The organism is Corallococcus sp. M7 (assembly GCF_054512695.1).
In genome coordinates this window covers 8,921,385-8,936,048 of record NZ_CM137252.1, presented here as the reverse complement: position 1 = coordinate 8,936,048, position 14,664 = coordinate 8,921,385, and the positions used below count along the sequence as shown (strand labels likewise).

Here is a 14,664-nt window from a genome sequence, read left to right as displayed (position 1 = left end):
GCTCTCTCAGACGAGCCGCGAGCCGATCCAGAACAGGCCCAGCGCGCCGGAGCCCAGCGCCACGCCGCGCTGGATCCACAGGCTGATGCGCGCGTTGGCGCGCGACAGGCCTTCCGCGAACAGCAGGCCCACGGCGCCCATGCCGATGAGGATACCCAGCGCGAAGCCGGGCAGGTACGTCCACGCCGACAGGCTCATGCTTCCGCCCACCAGCAGCGGGGGCAGCGCGATGAGCAGCGACCGCACGCCGCTGACGGCCATGAAGGCTCCGGCGGCGGTGCTCACGGTGTGCACGTGCTCGTGCGGCTCGCGGTCGTGGCCGGGCAGGTGCGGGTGGCCGTGGTCCAGGCTGTGCGGGAAGAGCAGGGCAGTGACGGCCAGCGCCACCAGCACCGCGCCACCGAACACCTCGGCCCACCGCTCGAAGGTCTCCGACAGGCCCACGCCCGCGAAGAGACACACCGCCGCGATGCCGCCCAGCATGGCCGCGTGGCCCAGGGCGAAGCGCAGCGCCGTCATGAGGGCGACGCGGCGCCGGCCGCCGCCCAGGGTGCCGAGCGTGGCCATGGCGGCGCAGTGGTCCGGCCCCAGGGCATGGAGCATGCCTTGGGTCAGGCCGAGCAGGAAGGCGAGCAGGATGGGAGCCACGACGGCGCACCCTAGCCGTGGTTTAACCCTGTGGCCAGCAGGAGGACGTCCCACACCATGCGCATTGCCCATCCCCGAACTTCCGCCGCGCTGCTGCTCGCGGGTCTGCTCGCGCTCTCGGGCTGCTCCAACGACCCCGGTCCGGAGCAGTTGAAGAAGGCCGAGGATCGCTACCAGGAGCTGATCAACAAGAACCTCGCCGCCCAGGACCCGGCGTGGGCGGAGGTCGCCGCCCAGTTCGAGGCCGTCCCCAAGGACTCCAAGGCCCGTCCGGAGGCCGACAAGCGCCTGGCCGCGCTGAAGGCCGCCCAGGAGAAGGTTCCGCCGCGCCCCCTGGCCCGGCCCGGTGCGACGGGCAAGGGCGCCAGCGACGTGGAGGCCAAGCGCGCCGCGTGCGAGTCGCTCGCGAAGAAGATGGGCGAGGCCCACACGGACGCGACGCGCAACATGCTGCGCAAGGTGCTGGAGAACTGCCAGGCGGACCTGGTCAAGCTGGAGGCCCACGACCACCCGCCGGGCGAAGAGGTCCATCCGGCGGGCGAGGGCGCGCACTGACGTCGCTGACGCACGCGTGGAGTTGAGAAGCCCCCGGGGTCTGGGTATGGAGCCGACGCATGCCCATGCCCCAAGCAGGTGACAAGGCCCCCGGCTTCTCGCTCCCCGACCAGAGCGGCGCCACCGTCTCCCTCTCGCAGTTCAAGGGGCGGCACGTCGTCCTCTACTTCTATCCGAAGGACGCGACCCCCGGCTGCACCACGGAGGCGTGTGACTTCCGTGACGAGCACTCCGCGCTGGTGAAGGCCGGCGCGGTGGTGCTGGGCGTGTCGCCGGACAGCGTCGCGTCCCACCAGAAGTTCGCCACGAAACAGGGGCTGCCGTTCTCGCTCCTGGCGGACCCGGACCACGCGCTGGCGGACGCGTACGGCGTGTGGGGGGAGAAGTCCCTCTATGGCCGCAAGTTCATGGGCCTCATCCGCGCGACCTTCCTCATCGGCCCGGACGCGAAGGTCGTCCGCGTGTGGCCCAAGGTGAAGGTGGCCGGGCACGTCGCGGAGGTCCTGGCCACGCTCCAGGGCGGGTCGTCCTCCGACGCGGCTCCGGCTCCCAAGAAGGCTCCGGCGAAGGCTCCGGCGGCGAAGAAGGCCCCGGCGGCCGAGGCGAAGCCCGAGACTGTCAAGAAACCGGCGGCGAAGAAGGCCCCGGCGGCGAAGGGCGCGGCCCGCAGGGGTGCTCGCGCCTGAAGCGGGGTGGGCGCCGGTGCACTCCTGGCGGGACAGGGAGGCCGGGACCGTGTATGCCTGCGCCCGTGGCTGGCTCCTCTCTTCCCGAGCGGGGCTGGCCGTTCACGATGAAGCCCTGTCGGCCCTCGGGCCGGACAGCGGGCGGCCGGCAGGGCCTGCCCTCGGGTGGATGCCCGGTGGTGGGCGAGGACGGCATGACCATTCCTCGGGGATGGCGGAGACGATGAACATGCGCGAGCGAGGCATTCAGCGGTGGATGGGAGCGGCGGCGCTGGCGGCGGGCGTGCTCTTGGGCACGGCCTGTGGCGGGCTGCCGGAGACGGGCGGCAAGCAGCCGGATGAGTCGCGGGGCAATGCCTTCGCGCAGCGTGGGACGCAGCCGGAGGCCGTCTACAACGTGGCCGAGCAGCAGGGCCACGAGAACCCCGCGGATGCGCACCACGGTGACGCGGCCGCGAAGCTGCCCGCCCACGTGCTGACGGTGGACCGGGGCTACAACTCCACCATCGAGAAGATCGGCTCCAGCATCGACCCGCGCACGCCGGCCAAGGCGGGCAAGTCCAACAACTCCAAGTCGGACGACGCGGGCGGCATGATGGCGCACCGCTACGGCGTGCTCGGCGGGGCGGCCTATTCGCCCGCGGCCCAGGGGCTGGGCGGCTGGAACGTCTCCACCGCGAACGAGGGCACGCGCGGCTTCGAAGTGCCGTACACCTACGTCAGCCCGCCCGTCTACCTGCAGAACCGGTAGTTGGACGCAGGTCCAGGGATGCCCGCCGGCCAGCGTGCCAGCGGGCGTCCGGACCCAGGTCCCGCCACTCCCGGCCGGGCATCGGGGTGGCCACTCCTTCTGTCGAGGCCATGACGGCTTCTGGAGGGAGCAGGCCATGCACTCAAAGAGACTTCATTACTGGACGCTGGTGGCGGTGTGCGCCGCGACGGCCGCGCTGGTCGGCCCCGGCTGCAACCGCGACAAGCCCACGATGCCGCGCACGGGAGGCCCCTACGAGGGCGTCGCCAACACGCAGCAGCCCGCGCCGCCGGGAACGGGTGGCTCGGGTGCGACCACGCCCACGGACGCGAAGGGGTCACCGGCGAAGCCCGAGCCCGCCGGAGCCGGAGCCCACATGGGCCAGCAGAACCAGATTGGCGCTCCTGGCTTCACCACGCCCCAGGAGCCGGTGCCCGGGGACCGGGGCGGCGCGGACCGCTTTCAGGGGCCCATGGGGCAGGGGTCGGATCCGGGCTCCAGGCACGCCACCCACTAACGCGACGCGAGCATGACCTCCGTGGGGTCCTTGCCGGTGAAGGCACTGGCGAGGCCCTGGGCCAGCGAGCGGTGCTCCGCGTCGCCCAGCGTGGCGAGCCGGTCCTCGGCGGGGTGCGCGAAGCGGGCGGCGAGCGCGTCCAGGCGGCGGTGCGCCTCGGTGATGCGCTCGCGCGGGACGCGGCCGGACTCCACCGCCTTCACCAGCGCTTCGATGGCGGTGCGCTGCACGTCCGCCTTGTGGCACACGAGGAACAGGTCCACGCCCGCGAGCGTGCCTTGCACCGCGGCCTCCGCCACGGAGTAGTGGTCCGCGATGGCCTTCATCTCCAGGTCGTCGCTGACGAGCACGCCGTCGAAGCCCAGCTCCTTGCGGAGCAGGTCATGCAGCGCGCGGTGGCTCATGGTGGCCGGGACGCCCTGCTCCAGCGCGTCGAACAGCACGTGCGCCGTCATCAGCGACGCGAGCTTTGCCTTCGCGAAGGCTTGGAACGGCACCAGCTCCACGCGGCGCAGGCGCTCCAGGTCGTGCGGCAGCTTTGGCAGGGTGAGGTGGCTGTCCGTCGTCGTGTCGCCGTGGCCGGGGAAGTGCTTCCCGCAGGACGCGACGCCACCGGCCTCCAGGCCCCTGGCGAGCGCCACGCCCAGCCGGCCCACCTCCACCGGGTCACGGCTGAAGCTGCGGTCGCCAATCACGGGGTTGGCCGGGTTGGTGTCCACGTCGAGCACGGGGGCGAAGTCCCAGTCGAAGCCCACGGCGCGCAGCTCGTGCGCGAGCAGCCGGCCCACGCGCTCGGCCAGGGCTTCGTCGCCGCGCTGTCCCAGCTCGCGCATGGGGGGCAGGGCGGTGAAGGGCTCACCGCGAAGGCGTGCCACCCGGCCGCCCTCCTGGTCCACGGAGAGGATGAAGGGCCGGCCCGCGCGCGTCTTGATGTCACGGCACAGCGCCGCGGTCTCCGCCGCGGTGCCCACGTTGCGCTTGAAGAGGATGGCGCCGTAGATGCCGTCGTCCATCAGCGCCGCGAGGTCGGCGTCGATGCGGGTGCCAGGGAAGCCCACCATGAAGAGGCGGGCACAGTCGCGGTACAGGGCGGAAGCAGGGCTCACGGCCACGCAGTGTGGCAGAGCCCGCCGCCCATGGGGCACTGCGAGCGCATGCCGAGCGTCGGCTGCCTGTCAGGGCACGGTGCAGGCCTGCCCTCAAACTTCCAGGTTGGGCCCCCCGCCAACGGAGCCCCGTCCAAACCTGTCCGACAGTCGGACAGGTTTGAAACCCGTATCCGGGGCTGTCGCTCCCGCCGAGCGGCGGAAACCTGTCGGACAGGTTTGAACGCCGTGGCCGGAGAGGTCCCCGCCGCAGCCGGGCGGCGAAAACCAGTCCGACAGTCGGACAGGTTTTGAGGAGGCGTGGCCGGGAAGGGGCTCCAGTCCAGCCGGGCGGCGAAAACCAGTCCGACAGTCGGACAGGTATGAAGACCGTGGTTGAGGGCCGTCCGCCCCGAGCTGCGGAAACCTGTCCGACAGTCGGACAGGTTTTGCTGAGGCTCCGCCGGGGCGGGCAGGGCTACTTCCGGAGCAGGGTGCCTTCGAAGAAGAACGCCAGGCACGCGGCCAGGATGAGCCACGTCCACAGCGGCACCGCGGGCTTGTCCGCGTCCCCCGTGGAGGCCTTCACCGTGTCCTCGCCGAAGTAGGCCGTCAGCGTGTCCGGCGGCACGCGCGTCAGGTCGCTCTCCGCCGGGTCCAGCGTGGCGGCGAAGTCCAGCGCGGCCACGGGCTTCCCATCCGCGCCCAGGACCGCGTGCACTCCCGGCTCCACCGTGGGCCCCGCCACGAAAGACCCGTCCGGCTGCGCCTTCACCGGCAATTCGCTGCCATCCGGCGCGCGCACTCCCGCCACCTTCTGCGTGCCCTCCGGGCGCAGCGTCACGGTCTCGCCCACGCGCACGCGCACCTCCTCGCGCTCCTCCAGCGAGCCCGTGAGGTACGCGGCGAAGCGCTGCATCAGCGGCAGGAAGCTCGTGCGGATGGCGAAGTCGCTCCAGTCTCGGTCCACCGTGCTGGTGAACAGCGCCACGCGCCCCTTGCCCCGGCGCGCCACCGCTACCGCGGGCGCCCCGTCCTCGTACGTGGCCAGCACCTGGCTGGTGCCCGGCGCGGACGGGCTGTCCGCCTCCAGCAGCATGTACTTGTAGAAGCGCGCCCCGATGAGCCCCTCCTCCGCGCGGCCCGTGAAGGGCGCGAACAGCGGATGGTCCACCTTCACCTGCGCCAGCTTCGCCGTCTTCGTCTCCGCGTCCGGATCCTCGCGCTCGGCGCTCGTGCGCACCAGGCGCAGGGGGCGCGGCAGGAGCTTGCCCAGCCGTGAGTTGTACGCCTCCGGGTTCACGTGGTCGCCCACGCTCACGAAGAGTCCGCCGCCGTTCTCCACGAAGGCCGCCAGCTTCTGTGCTTCGTCCTCCGACGGCGCCGTCGTGTTGAGCAGCAGCACCAGGTCGTACGCGCTGAAGTCCTCGCGCAGCCCCACCTCCGCGTCGCGCACCACCACGTCCACCGGCGAGCCCGGCGACGTGAGCGCCGCGTCCACGAAGAAGGCCTCGTCCCGGTAGCGCGTCGCGTGCGGCGAGCCGTTCACCACCAACGCCTTCAATCCGCGCGGCACCGGCAGCACGAAGGCGCGCCGGTCATCCTCCGCCAGCGCGTCCGGCGCGAGCGTCACCTGGCCCACCACCGTGCCGCCCTGCGGGAAGCGCACCGTCAGCGTCTTCTGCGTCGTGCCGCCCGCGGGCACGTCCACGAAGCCCTTGGCCAGCGTGGACTCGCCCACGCGCACCGCGGCCTCCAGGTCCTTGGCCGGCTTCGTGCCGAAGTTCCGCACCGTGAACGTGAACTGGTACGCGCGCGGCCCCGCCTGGAGCGCGGGCTCCACCCGCAGGTCCACCAGCGCGTGGTTGTCCAGCGACTCGCGTCCGGACGCCACGTCGCGCAGCACGACCTCCGGCTTCACCATGGCGCCCGTGGGCCCCTTCACCGTGGGCGGCGGCGCTTCCAGCCGGAAGCCGGAGCCCGTCATGTCGGAGACCACCACCAGGCGCTTGCCCGGCATCGGGTTCTCCTCCAGCGACCGAGCGGCCATGTCCAGGCAGCGCGACAGGTCCGCCGTGCCGTACGTGGGCTTCGCCTCGTCCACCATCGCGCGCAGCCGTGCCCGGTCGAAGCCCGGCGGCGGCGGCGCTTCCGGCGTGCCCGTGCACACCATCACCGTGGCGGGCTCCTCCGGCAGCAGGTCCTTGAGCGCGTCGCGCGCCTCGTCACGGCCCTTCTCGAAGTTCGACGTGCCGTCCGACCAGCGCATGGACAGCGACGCGTCCAGGATGACCGCCGTCGCCGCCGGACCGCGCGTCACCGTGGCCGCCTGCGCGTCGCGGGTGAACTCCGGCCGCGCCAGCGCAATGGGAATCGCCAGCAGGATGAGCGTGCGCAGCGCGTACAGGAGCAGCCGCTTCAGCTTCAGCCGGCTCGCCGTGCGCTTCTGGCTGCGCAGCACGAACGCGAGCGGCCCGAACGGATGCGCCCTCGGCCGGCGCCGGTCGAACAGGTGCACCAGCACGGGGATGAGCGCACCCAGCGCGCCCAGCAGGAACCACGGGTTGCCGAACGTCACCGGCGCCTCCCTCGGCGTCCCAGGAAGCGCAGCAGCACTTCATCCAGCCGCTCGTCCGTGCGCACCAGCTCGTAGTCCACGTCGGCCTCGGCGCACTTCGCCTTCACGTCCGCGAGGAACGCGCCGAATTCCTCCAGGTAGCTCTGCTTGATTTCGCGCGGGTTCACCTCGATGCGGCCCTCGCCCTCCATGTCCAGGAAGAGCGTGGGGTCGTCGAAGGGGAACGTCAGCTCCGCCGGGTCCACCAGGTGGAACACCGCCACGTCGTTCTTGCGCTGCCGCAGAGCCAGGATGCGCTTGAGCGACTCCTGCCGCTCATCCAACAGGTCCGACAGCACGATGACCGTGGAGCGCCGGGGCAGCACCTCCGCGAGGTGATCCGCCGCGCTGCCCAGGTCCGTGGGGCCCTTCGCTTCCGTGTGCTCCAGCGTGTCCAGCAGCACGTTGAGGTGACCGGCGGAGGCGCGGGGCGGCACGTCCTTGAACGCGCCGCCCACCATGACGGCCAGGCCCGCCGCGTCCTGCTGGCGCACGAGCAGGTAGCTGAGCGCGCCCGCGAGCGTCTTGGCCACCTCCAGCTTGGACATCGCGCCGCTCTGGTAGCCCATGGACGCGGACGCATCCACGACCATCACCGAGCGCAGGTTCGTCTCATGCTCGAAGCGCTTGACGTAGTACTTGTCGAACTTGCCGTAGGCCTTCCAGTCCAGGTGGCGCAGCTCGTCGCCGGGCGCGTACTCCTTGTGCTCGGCGAACTCCACGCTCTGGCCCTGATGGGGGCTCTTGTGGAGGCCGGACAGCACGCCCTCCATCACGGCGCGGGCGCGCAGCTTCACGCCCTGGAGGCGGGACAGCGTCTGGGCGTCGAGCAGCGACATGGGATGGAGGTCCCTAGCCCTTCACCACCGTGAGGAGCTGGTCGATGAGCTTCACGGACGTGATGCCGTCGCTCTCCGCGGTGAAGTTGGGCAGCACGCGGTGGCGCAGCACGGGCCTCGCCAGCGCCCGCACGTCCTCCACCGTGGCCACGAAGCGGCCGTTGAGGATGGCGCGCGCCTTGGCCGCGAGCACCAGGTACTGGCTCGCGCGAGGACCCGCGCCCCAACCCACGTTCTTCGCCACGAAGTCCGGCGCGCCGGGCTCCTTGGGACGCGTGTGGCGCACCAGCTCCACCGCGTAGCGCACCACGTGGTCCGGCACCGGCACGCGGCGCACCAGCTCCTGGAGGGCGAGGATGCGCTCGGGGGAGAGGATCTTCTCCAGCTTCGGCGGCGCGCCGGCGGTGGTGCTCTTGACGATCTGCACCTCCTCCTCGGCGGTGGGGTAGCCCACGTCCACCAGGAACATGAAGCGGTCCAGCTGCGCCTCGGGGAGGGGATAGGTGCCCTCCTGCTCGATGGGGTTCTGCGTCGCGAAGACGAGGAAGGGCAGCTCCAGCGGGTACGTGCGGCCGCCGGCGGTGACGCGGTACTCCTGCATGGCCTGGAGGAGCGCGGCCTGCGTCTTGGGCGGCGTGCGGTTCACCTCGTCCGCGAGGATGATGTTCGCGAACAGCGGGCCCTGCATGAAGCGGAAGGCGCGGCGGCCGGTGGTCTTGTCCTCTTCCAGGATGTCCGTGCCGGTGATGTCCGACGGCATCAGGTCCGGCGTGAACTGGATGCGGTTGAAGGACAGGTTGAGCACGTCCGCCAGCGTGGAGATGAGCAGCGTCTTCGCCAGGTCCGGCACGCCCACGAAGAGGCAGTGGCCGCGGCTGAAGAGCGAAATCAGCAGGTGCTCCACCACGTCCCGCTGGCCGACGACGCGCTTTTCAATCTGCTCGACGATGGCGTTGCGGGCCTGGGCAAGCTCCTCGACGGCGCGCAGGTCCTCGGGGGTGGCGTCGGACGGGGGAAGAGGGGCGGGGGCGGCGCTTTCCATGGAAGGGTTCTCTTAATCGGCGCGGCGGGGGCGGACCAACGGTTTCCGTCGCCCTGGGGCCCCGAGCGTGGGGTGCCAACCGTTCCAGGGCTCCGGTATTCCTCTGGGAACGCCTACGGGTCCGCCCGGCCCCGCGCCTGGCCCCGTGCCTGCCCCCCGGCCTGTCTCGATGCCCCCTGGACAGGGGGGAATGCCGGACCGTGGACACACTGCTTACGTTCCCAAGGCACCTGCGATGGGGCAGGGCAGGCATGGGAGCACGGCATGCGTTCAGCACGGCGAGTCATCTGGGGCGGGTGGGCACTTCTGGGCGCGGGACTCCTCGGGCTGGGAAGCACTGCCTGTGGTGGTGCTTCGGCGGAGGAAACTGGCGATGTGACCGCCAGTGCGGAAGCCCAGGGCACCCCGGTCCCCGCGCCGGCCCCTGAGGCGGCCGCTCCCTCGCCTGGGACCCAGGCTCCCACGCAGGCCCCCGCGGCGGAGGCGCCCAAGCCCGCGGCCCCGGCGGCGAGCCCCTGGTCCCTCACGCAGGGCGGTCCGCAGGACGACACGGGCGCGGGGCTGGCGGTGGGCAAGGGCGGAGATGTGCTGTGGGTGACGTCCGGCACGCCGCGCTCGGATGAGGACCGCGAGCAGGTGGACGGCGAGCGGCTGGTGCTGACGCTGTCGCGCTATTCGGCGGACGGGACGAAGCAGTGGGCGAAGGAGTTCGAGCGCAACCGCCTGTCGGACCTGCGCGTGGCGGGCTCCACGGGAAGTGACGGCGCGGTGTTCCTGTCCGGCAACGCGTTCCTGTACTCGGCGGACTTCGGGCTGGGCGAGGCGCAGGACGGCTTCCTGGTGAAGTTCACGCAGGCCGGTGAGCCCGAGTGGCAGCGCCGCGTGGGCCAGAAGGTCTACGCGGTGGCGGCGGACGCGGCGGGCGGCGTCGTGGCCCTCGGCGAGGAGTGGACGCCGGAGGCCCACACGCCGCAGTTGGTGCGCTACGCGGCGGACGGCACGGTGGCCTGGACGAAGACGTTCGACGGCGCGAAGGAGGGCACGCTCCTGTCGGCCGTGGCGCTTTCGGGGACGGGCACGCCGGTGGTGGCCGGGCGGCTGGTGGGCCCGGTGACGGTGGACGGGCGCACGTTCGACGCGCAGGGCACGGGCGGCTTCGTGGTGCTGGCGTTCGGCGCGGATGGAGCGCTGGCCTGGGGCCGCGAGGTGCCGGGCGTGAACGGGCGCGTGGGCTCCGTGTCGGTGGGCGCGGACGGCACGGTGGCGGTGGCCGGCGAGGCGGTGGGCCTGCTGGTGTGGAACAGCGTGGCGCTGGATGAGGGCGGTCCGTTCGTGCTGACGGCGACGGCCGATGGGCAGGAGCGCTGGGTGAAGCAGCCCACGTGCGGCGCGACGTCCGTGGGCACGGTGGCGGCGGTGGAGCCCTCGGGCCCGGTGGCCACGGCGTGCGGCAACACGGTCACGCGCTACGCGGCGGACGGCGCGCTGCTGGGCACGAAGTCGCTGGCGCCGGAGTCGTGCGAGAGTGGCACGTGCTCGCTGGCGACGACCACGCTGGTGGCGGCGCCGGAGTCCGGGCTGGTGGTGTCCGGCTGGCAGCGCGACGGCGCGGGGAACACCTGGAACCAGGATGCGTTCCTGCGGCTCGTGACGCCCTGAACTTGAGGTTACGCGGTCGCCAGGCCCGCGGCTCGTGCTGAGTCCTGTACGAGTCCGCGGAGCCATGCGTGCTTCGGGTCACCCTCGTTCCCCAGATGCCAGGCCAGGAGCATCTCGATGGGAGGCATGGGGACAGGTAGAGGCCGAAGCGCGAGCCCGAGTGCCTTCGCGTGCGCGGAGGCGAAGCTGCGCGGAAGGACGGCGAGCCGGTCCGAGCCTAGAACGAGCGGCAGTGCCAGGGAGAACGTGGTCACCACGCGCGTCACGCGACGCGAGAACCCCTCCTTCTCCAAGAGCACGTCAATGCCGCCACGGCGCGACTGCGCGAGTGGGGCAACCAGGACGTGCTCCCACTCGGTGAACCGCTTCAGGGACATGCGCCCGGTGGCGAGGGGATGCGCCCCGCGCATGACGCAGACGAAGTCGTCGACGAACAGGCGCTGCGAGCGTAGGTCCCGCTCCTTGGCGATATCCGGGACGATGGCGATCCCACCGTGTTCACGCAGGAACGCCCCCACGTCTGGCGTCTGCGTCCGGAGCGTGAGCAGAGCCCCGGGAGCACGCGCGGAGAGAAGACGGTCGAGCGTCGGCAGGAGCAGCTCCGCGACGCGGTCTGACGTCGTCACGTAGATGTCCCAGGTCGCGGTCGCCGGGTCGAAGGGACGCCCCTGGTCGAACAGCCGCCCGGCCGCCAGCATCACCTCCTTGGCAGGCGCGCGAAGTTCCTCGGCCCGCTGCGTTCGCACGAGCGACCTTCCGTTGCGGACCAGGAGCGGGTCGTCGAAGTCGACGCGCAGCCGGTGCAAGGCATTGCTCGCCGCCGCGGGCGTGATTCCCAGCTTCTTCGCAGCGCGTGTGACGTGAGCCTCCTCGAGGAGGTGGTGGAGCGCGCGCACATGGTTCAGGTCGAAGGCTGAGAGTTTCACGGCATGAACAATAGGGCTTCCCACCATCAAGTTCCGCGAATTCATGCCGCCCCGTAGCTTGAGGGCCATGAACAACGCACTCACCTACAGCCGCTTCGGCGGTCCCGAAGTCCTGCAGCACACCCAGCAGCCGGCGCCCCGCGTCCGCGCCCACCACCTGCTCATCCGCGTCCGAGCCGTCTCGGTGAACCCCATCGACGGGAAGATCCGGCGTGGCGCGCTGAAGTTGCTCAGCGGTGCTCGCTTCCCGAAGTCCCCCGGCTCGGACTTCGCTGGCGTCGTCGAGGAGGTGGGCGCGGGCGTCGAGGGTTTCTCGGTCGGAGACCGCGTGTTCGGCTTCCCCGGAAGCATGCGGGAGGGAACGCTCGCCGGGCTCATCACGGTCGCGGCGAACTCCGTCGCCAGGGTTCCGTCAGGGCTCGATGACGTCGGGGCCGCGGCGGTCTCGATGGTGGGGCTCGCGGCGCTTCAAGCATTGCGTGACGTCGCGCGTGTCGCTCCCGGCGAGCGAGTCCTCGTCAACGGCGCGACGGGTGGCGTGGGGCTGATGTTGATTCAGCTCGCCCGGGCGCGGGGCGCGCACGTCACCGCCGTTACGTCCGCCGCCGGCCTGGCCGTGGCACGGCAGTACGGCGCCCAGGTGGTCCACGACTATCGCGCCCGGCCGCTCTCGATGCTCGGTGAGCGTTTCGACGTCGTCTTCGACCTGAGCACGAAGCTGTCCTTCACCGAGGCGCGTGGCCTCCTCACGCCTCACGGCAGGCACGTGGGATTCGAGCCGTCCCCCGCGTCGCTCCTCGCCTCCACCCTGCTCGGTCCTTTTCGTCGCCAGAAGCAATTGCTGCTCGTCACCAGGCCGTCCGCCAAGGACCTCGCGGAGCTCGCGGAGAAGTTCCAGACCCGGGAGCTCCTCCCTCCTCCCGTGGAGGTGTTCGAGCTGTCCGACGCCCGAGGCGCATTCGAGCGGTCCGAGCGAGGGGGCGTCATCGGCAAGGTCGTCATCCGCGCGGCCTCCTCGCATTGAAAACCCATCGCAACCCCACACACCGCCGCATCCAGGAGTCACCCATGTCCACGCGTCATCTCGTCGATCCGTCCCTCCTCCCTCTCATTGCCCACCCGTTCCTCCCGGGGCTCTCCCGCGAAAACCTCGCGGACGGCCGCACGTTCATGGACCAGATGATCTCGTCCATCGCGCCCCAGAGCACCGCGCTCCGCAGCGAGGTGCGCATCCCCGGGCGAAACGGAGCGCCCGACGTCCGGCTCGTCATCCAGACGCCGCCGGGCCAGAGCACGACGCCCCGCCCCGCCGTGCTGTTCCTGCACGGCGGCGGCATGGTGATGGGCACCGCCGCCATGGGCGAGGGCTTCGACGCCGAGCTCGCGCTCGCGCACGACACCGTCGTCGTCTCGGTTGACTACCGCCTCGCGCCGGAAGTGCCGTTCCCGGGGCCCATCGAAGACGCCTACGCGGCGCTGCGCTGGGTCCACGCGAATGCCGCGTCGCTCGGCATCGACCCGTCGCGAATCGTCCTCATGGGGCAGAGCGCGGGTGGCGGGCTGGCCGCCTCGCTGGCGCAGTTCACTCGCGATGACAACGGGCCACGGCCCGCGGCGCAGATCCTCATCTACCCCATGCTCGACGCCCGTACGGGGACGGCCCTGGAAGTGGACCCCAACCCGACAACGGGCGAATTCTCATGGACGCGTGCGCACACCCGCTTCGGCTGGGAGTCCCTGCGCGGGGACTACGTTCCGACCGACTCCCGCGCCGGACACTTCTCGGCGTCGCTCGGCCAGGACGTCTCGCACCTGCCTCCCGCCTTCATCGCGGTGGGCTCGCTCGACGTCTTCTTCGACGAGTCCATGGACTACGCCCGCCGCCTCTCCCGCGCGGGAGTCCCGGTGGAGCTCCACGTCTACCCCGGGGCCATCCACGGCTTCGACGCCATCCCGAACGCCTGGATGACCACGAGCTTCAAGCGCGAGCTGAACGACGCGCTCACCCGTGCGCTCCGTGCGCCGACCCAGCGGGCGCCATCCCCAGCTTGAGGTCCTGGTTCAGCCCCGCGTCCTTGCGCACGCGCCAGATGTACTGGTCCAGGAAGTAGTGGTGCAGCGCGAAGCCCCAGATGAAGCCTTCCATCAGGTCGCGCAGCGTGAGCCCACTGCTTCCCAGCGCCAGCTTCGTGTCGAACGCGCCGCAGCCCGGGTGCACGCCCATGCCGCAGCCCAGTGTCCGGTACACCAGCGTGAACGCGAGCCCGCAGAGCGCGTAGAGGATGAAGCGCTGGCTCACCTTCGGCGCCCAGCCGAACGCGGTCCGGTCCACACCTTCCGCGTGGTAGCGGTTGCGGTGAAAGAACCAGACGATGCCGTGGTACTGCACGTTGTGGAACGCTGTCACCGCCACGGTGAACATCAGGAAGTCCATCCGCCGCGACACCGACGGCCAGAACACCAGCGACGTCAGCCCCAGCGCCGCGCCCAGCATCAACAACTTGGGCCCGTTCACCCCCAGCCCCCGGCGCCACCGCCACACCTGCCTCGCCGCCAGCACCCCCACCACCGCGAGCACCAACGCGAAGCACGCGTGCGCCACCCCGACCTCCCAGGTCGGCTCCGCCATCAGCCCCAACCGGCGCCGCGCTCCCGGATGCGTCAGCGCGAACGCCACGAACGGCGCGAGCAGCCCCACGTACAGGGTCACGCTGTCCAGCCGCCGGTCCCACGCGTCCCGCTCTCCGGCCTTGCGCTGGTAGAGCACCATGATGCCGTAGTGCTGCCGCACCACGTGCCAGTACGCCCACAGCGCCGCCAGCGTCACGAACACCGCGAACGGCCACCGCTGCCCGGACAGCACCGACGCCGCGAACACCGCCGGCCCCGCCGCGAACCACGCCAGGCTGCCCCAGAGCAGCCGGGCTCGCGCCTTCCGCTCCCGAGCGTCCAGGTACGTGCGCGACACCGTCGCGAACAGGTGCGGCCCGTCCAAGAGCAGCACCCACGCCCACCACAGCGGCGGCCCGCTCACGCCCCCCAGCACGTGCAACGCCATCAGCGCCAGGCTCGCGCCCAGTCCGCCCACCGTGGAGAGCAGGTCATGCCGTCGGTCCACCAACCACCGCGCATGCAGGGGAGCCGGGGCGAAATGGGGGACCGCGTTCATCGGGGGACTCCCGTCCGGTGGACCCGGACTTCTTCCTGGGGGAAACGAAGTCCCAGGATAGCGGGGACATACACGTAAGTCAGATGCGCACCTGGAGGTCTCGAACGGGCACCGGCCGGACGGGCAGGGGGCCAGAACCCCCTTGAGGGAATGGCCCCCGGACGCGACAG

14 protein-coding genes are annotated in these 14,664 nt (G+C 71.3%); 7 read left to right on the top strand and 7 right to left on the bottom strand.

Annotated elements, in window-relative coordinates:
* Positions 1-6: 6 nt before the first annotated feature.
* Entirely contained in the window at positions 7-648 is a 642-nt protein-coding gene (locus tag ACX114_RS35835) for a hypothetical protein (protein WP_120549386.1), read from the bottom strand.
* Positions 649-705: 57 nt separating this feature from the next.
* Here ACX114_RS35835 and ACX114_RS35830 point away from each other — a divergent pair, with 57 nt between their 5' ends.
* From ACX114_RS35830 to ACX114_RS35815, 4 genes are all read left to right on the top strand, one after another.
* A complete protein-coding gene (locus ACX114_RS35830) occupies positions 706-1,203 on the top strand; it encodes a hypothetical protein (RefSeq protein WP_459291877.1) in 498 nt (165 codons plus the stop codon).
* A gap of 59 nt (positions 1,204-1,262) precedes the next feature.
* Positions 1,263-1,889, top strand: a complete 627-nt coding sequence (bcp, locus tag ACX114_RS35825; protein ID WP_459291875.1) for a thioredoxin-dependent thiol peroxidase — start codon at positions 1,263-1,265, stop codon at positions 1,887-1,889.
* 229 nt (positions 1,890-2,118) lie between these two features.
* Positions 2,119-2,640 carry a hypothetical protein gene (locus ACX114_RS35820; RefSeq protein ID WP_459291873.1) on the top strand — a complete coding sequence of 174 codons (522 nt, stop codon included), beginning with the start codon at positions 2,119-2,121 and terminating at the stop codon, positions 2,638-2,640.
* A 136-nt stretch (positions 2,641-2,776) separates the two neighbouring features.
* On the top strand, positions 2,777-3,157 hold the full coding sequence (locus ACX114_RS35815) for a hypothetical protein (RefSeq protein ID WP_459291871.1): 381 nt from the start codon (positions 2,777-2,779) through the stop codon (positions 3,155-3,157).
* On the opposite strand, the gene nagZ is transcribed toward ACX114_RS35815, so the two are convergent.
* The 4 genes from nagZ to ACX114_RS35795 all read right to left on the bottom strand — a co-directional run bounded on the left by nagZ (position 3,154) and on the right by ACX114_RS35795 (position 8,740).
* Entirely contained in the window at positions 3,154-4,218 is a 1,065-nt protein-coding gene (gene nagZ, locus ACX114_RS35810) for a beta-N-acetylhexosaminidase (RefSeq protein ID WP_459300375.1), read from the bottom strand. The genes ACX114_RS35815 and nagZ overlap by 4 nt on opposite strands.
* A 502-nt stretch (positions 4,219-4,720) precedes the next feature.
* Entirely contained in the window at positions 4,721-6,820 is a 2,100-nt protein-coding gene (locus ACX114_RS35805) for a BatA domain-containing protein (protein WP_459291869.1), read from the bottom strand.
* Positions 6,817-7,698 carry a DUF58 domain-containing protein gene (locus ACX114_RS35800; protein ID WP_459291863.1) on the bottom strand — a complete coding sequence of 294 codons (882 nt, stop codon included), beginning with the start codon at positions 7,696-7,698 and terminating at the stop codon, positions 6,817-6,819. The genes ACX114_RS35805 and ACX114_RS35800 overlap by 4 nt, the downstream gene beginning before the upstream one ends.
* A 13-nt stretch (positions 7,699-7,711) precedes the next feature.
* Complete coding sequence (locus tag ACX114_RS35795; protein ID WP_459291861.1) at positions 7,712-8,740, bottom strand: AAA family ATPase; 1,029 nt, start codon at positions 8,738-8,740, stop codon at positions 7,712-7,714.
* 375 nt (positions 8,741-9,115) lie between these two features.
* Between ACX114_RS35795 and ACX114_RS35790 the strand changes: the two genes are divergently transcribed.
* Entirely contained in the window at positions 9,116-10,399 is a 1,284-nt protein-coding gene (locus ACX114_RS35790) for a hypothetical protein (protein ID WP_459291859.1), read from the top strand.
* Between the two features lie 8 nt (positions 10,400-10,407).
* Here the strand turns inward: ACX114_RS35790 and ACX114_RS35785 are convergent, their stop codons facing one another.
* Complete coding sequence (locus ACX114_RS35785) at positions 10,408-11,394, bottom strand: LysR family transcriptional regulator (RefSeq protein WP_459291857.1); 987 nt, start codon at positions 11,392-11,394, stop codon at positions 10,408-10,410.
* Here ACX114_RS35785 and ACX114_RS35780 point away from each other — a divergent pair.
* Both ACX114_RS35780 and ACX114_RS35775 read left to right on the top strand, forming a co-directional pair.
* Complete coding sequence (locus tag ACX114_RS35780) at positions 11,393-12,349, top strand: NAD(P)-dependent alcohol dehydrogenase (protein ID WP_459291855.1); 957 nt, start codon at positions 11,393-11,395, stop codon at positions 12,347-12,349. The two genes, ACX114_RS35785 and ACX114_RS35780, sit on opposite strands and share 2 nt — an antisense overlap.
* Positions 12,350-12,393: 44 nt before the next feature.
* On the top strand, positions 12,394-13,377 hold the full coding sequence (locus tag ACX114_RS35775; protein WP_459291853.1) for an alpha/beta hydrolase: 984 nt from the start codon (positions 12,394-12,396) through the stop codon (positions 13,375-13,377).
* Here the strand turns inward: ACX114_RS35775 and ACX114_RS35770 are convergent.
* The gene (locus tag ACX114_RS35770; RefSeq protein WP_459291851.1) at positions 13,328-14,494 is read right to left on the bottom strand and encodes a hypothetical protein; all 1,167 of its coding nucleotides are present in this window, start codon (positions 14,492-14,494) and stop codon (positions 13,328-13,330) included. The genes ACX114_RS35775 and ACX114_RS35770 overlap by 50 nt on opposite strands.
* Positions 14,495-14,664: the final 170 nt, after the last annotated feature.

Excerpts from the sequence above, each read along its gene's own strand:
- ACX114_RS35830 (WP_459291877.1), top strand. The coding sequence starts at position 706 with ATGCGCATTGCCCATCCCCGAACTTCCGCCGCGCTGCTGCTCGCGGGT.
- bcp (WP_459291875.1), top strand. The coding sequence starts at position 1,263 with ATGCCCATGCCCCAAGCAGGTGACAAGGCCCCCGGCTTCTCGCTCCCC.
- ACX114_RS35820 (WP_459291873.1), top strand. The coding sequence starts at position 2,119 with ATGCGCGAGCGAGGCATTCAGCGGTGGATGGGAGCGGCGGCGCTGGCG.
- ACX114_RS35815 (WP_459291871.1), top strand. The coding sequence starts at position 2,777 with ATGCACTCAAAGAGACTTCATTACTGGACGCTGGTGGCGGTGTGCGCC.
- nagZ (WP_459300375.1), bottom strand. The coding sequence starts at position 4,218 with ATGGTGGGCTTCCCTGGCACCCGCATCGACGCCGACCTCGCGGCGCTG.
- ACX114_RS35800 (WP_459291863.1), bottom strand. The coding sequence starts at position 7,698 with ATGTCGCTGCTCGACGCCCAGACGCTGTCCCGCCTCCAGGGCGTGAAG.
- ACX114_RS35795 (WP_459291861.1), bottom strand. The coding sequence starts at position 8,740 with ATGGAAAGCGCCGCCCCCGCCCCTCTTCCCCCGTCCGACGCCACCCCC.
- ACX114_RS35780 (WP_459291855.1), top strand. The coding sequence starts at position 11,393 with ATGAACAACGCACTCACCTACAGCCGCTTCGGCGGTCCCGAAGTCCTG.
- ACX114_RS35785 (WP_459291857.1), bottom strand. The coding sequence starts at position 11,394 with ATGGCCCTCAAGCTACGGGGCGGCATGAATTCGCGGAACTTGATGGTG.
- ACX114_RS35775 (WP_459291853.1), top strand. The coding sequence starts at position 12,394 with ATGTCCACGCGTCATCTCGTCGATCCGTCCCTCCTCCCTCTCATTGCC.
- ACX114_RS35770 (WP_459291851.1), bottom strand. The coding sequence starts at position 14,494 with ATGAACGCGGTCCCCCATTTCGCCCCGGCTCCCCTGCATGCGCGGTGG.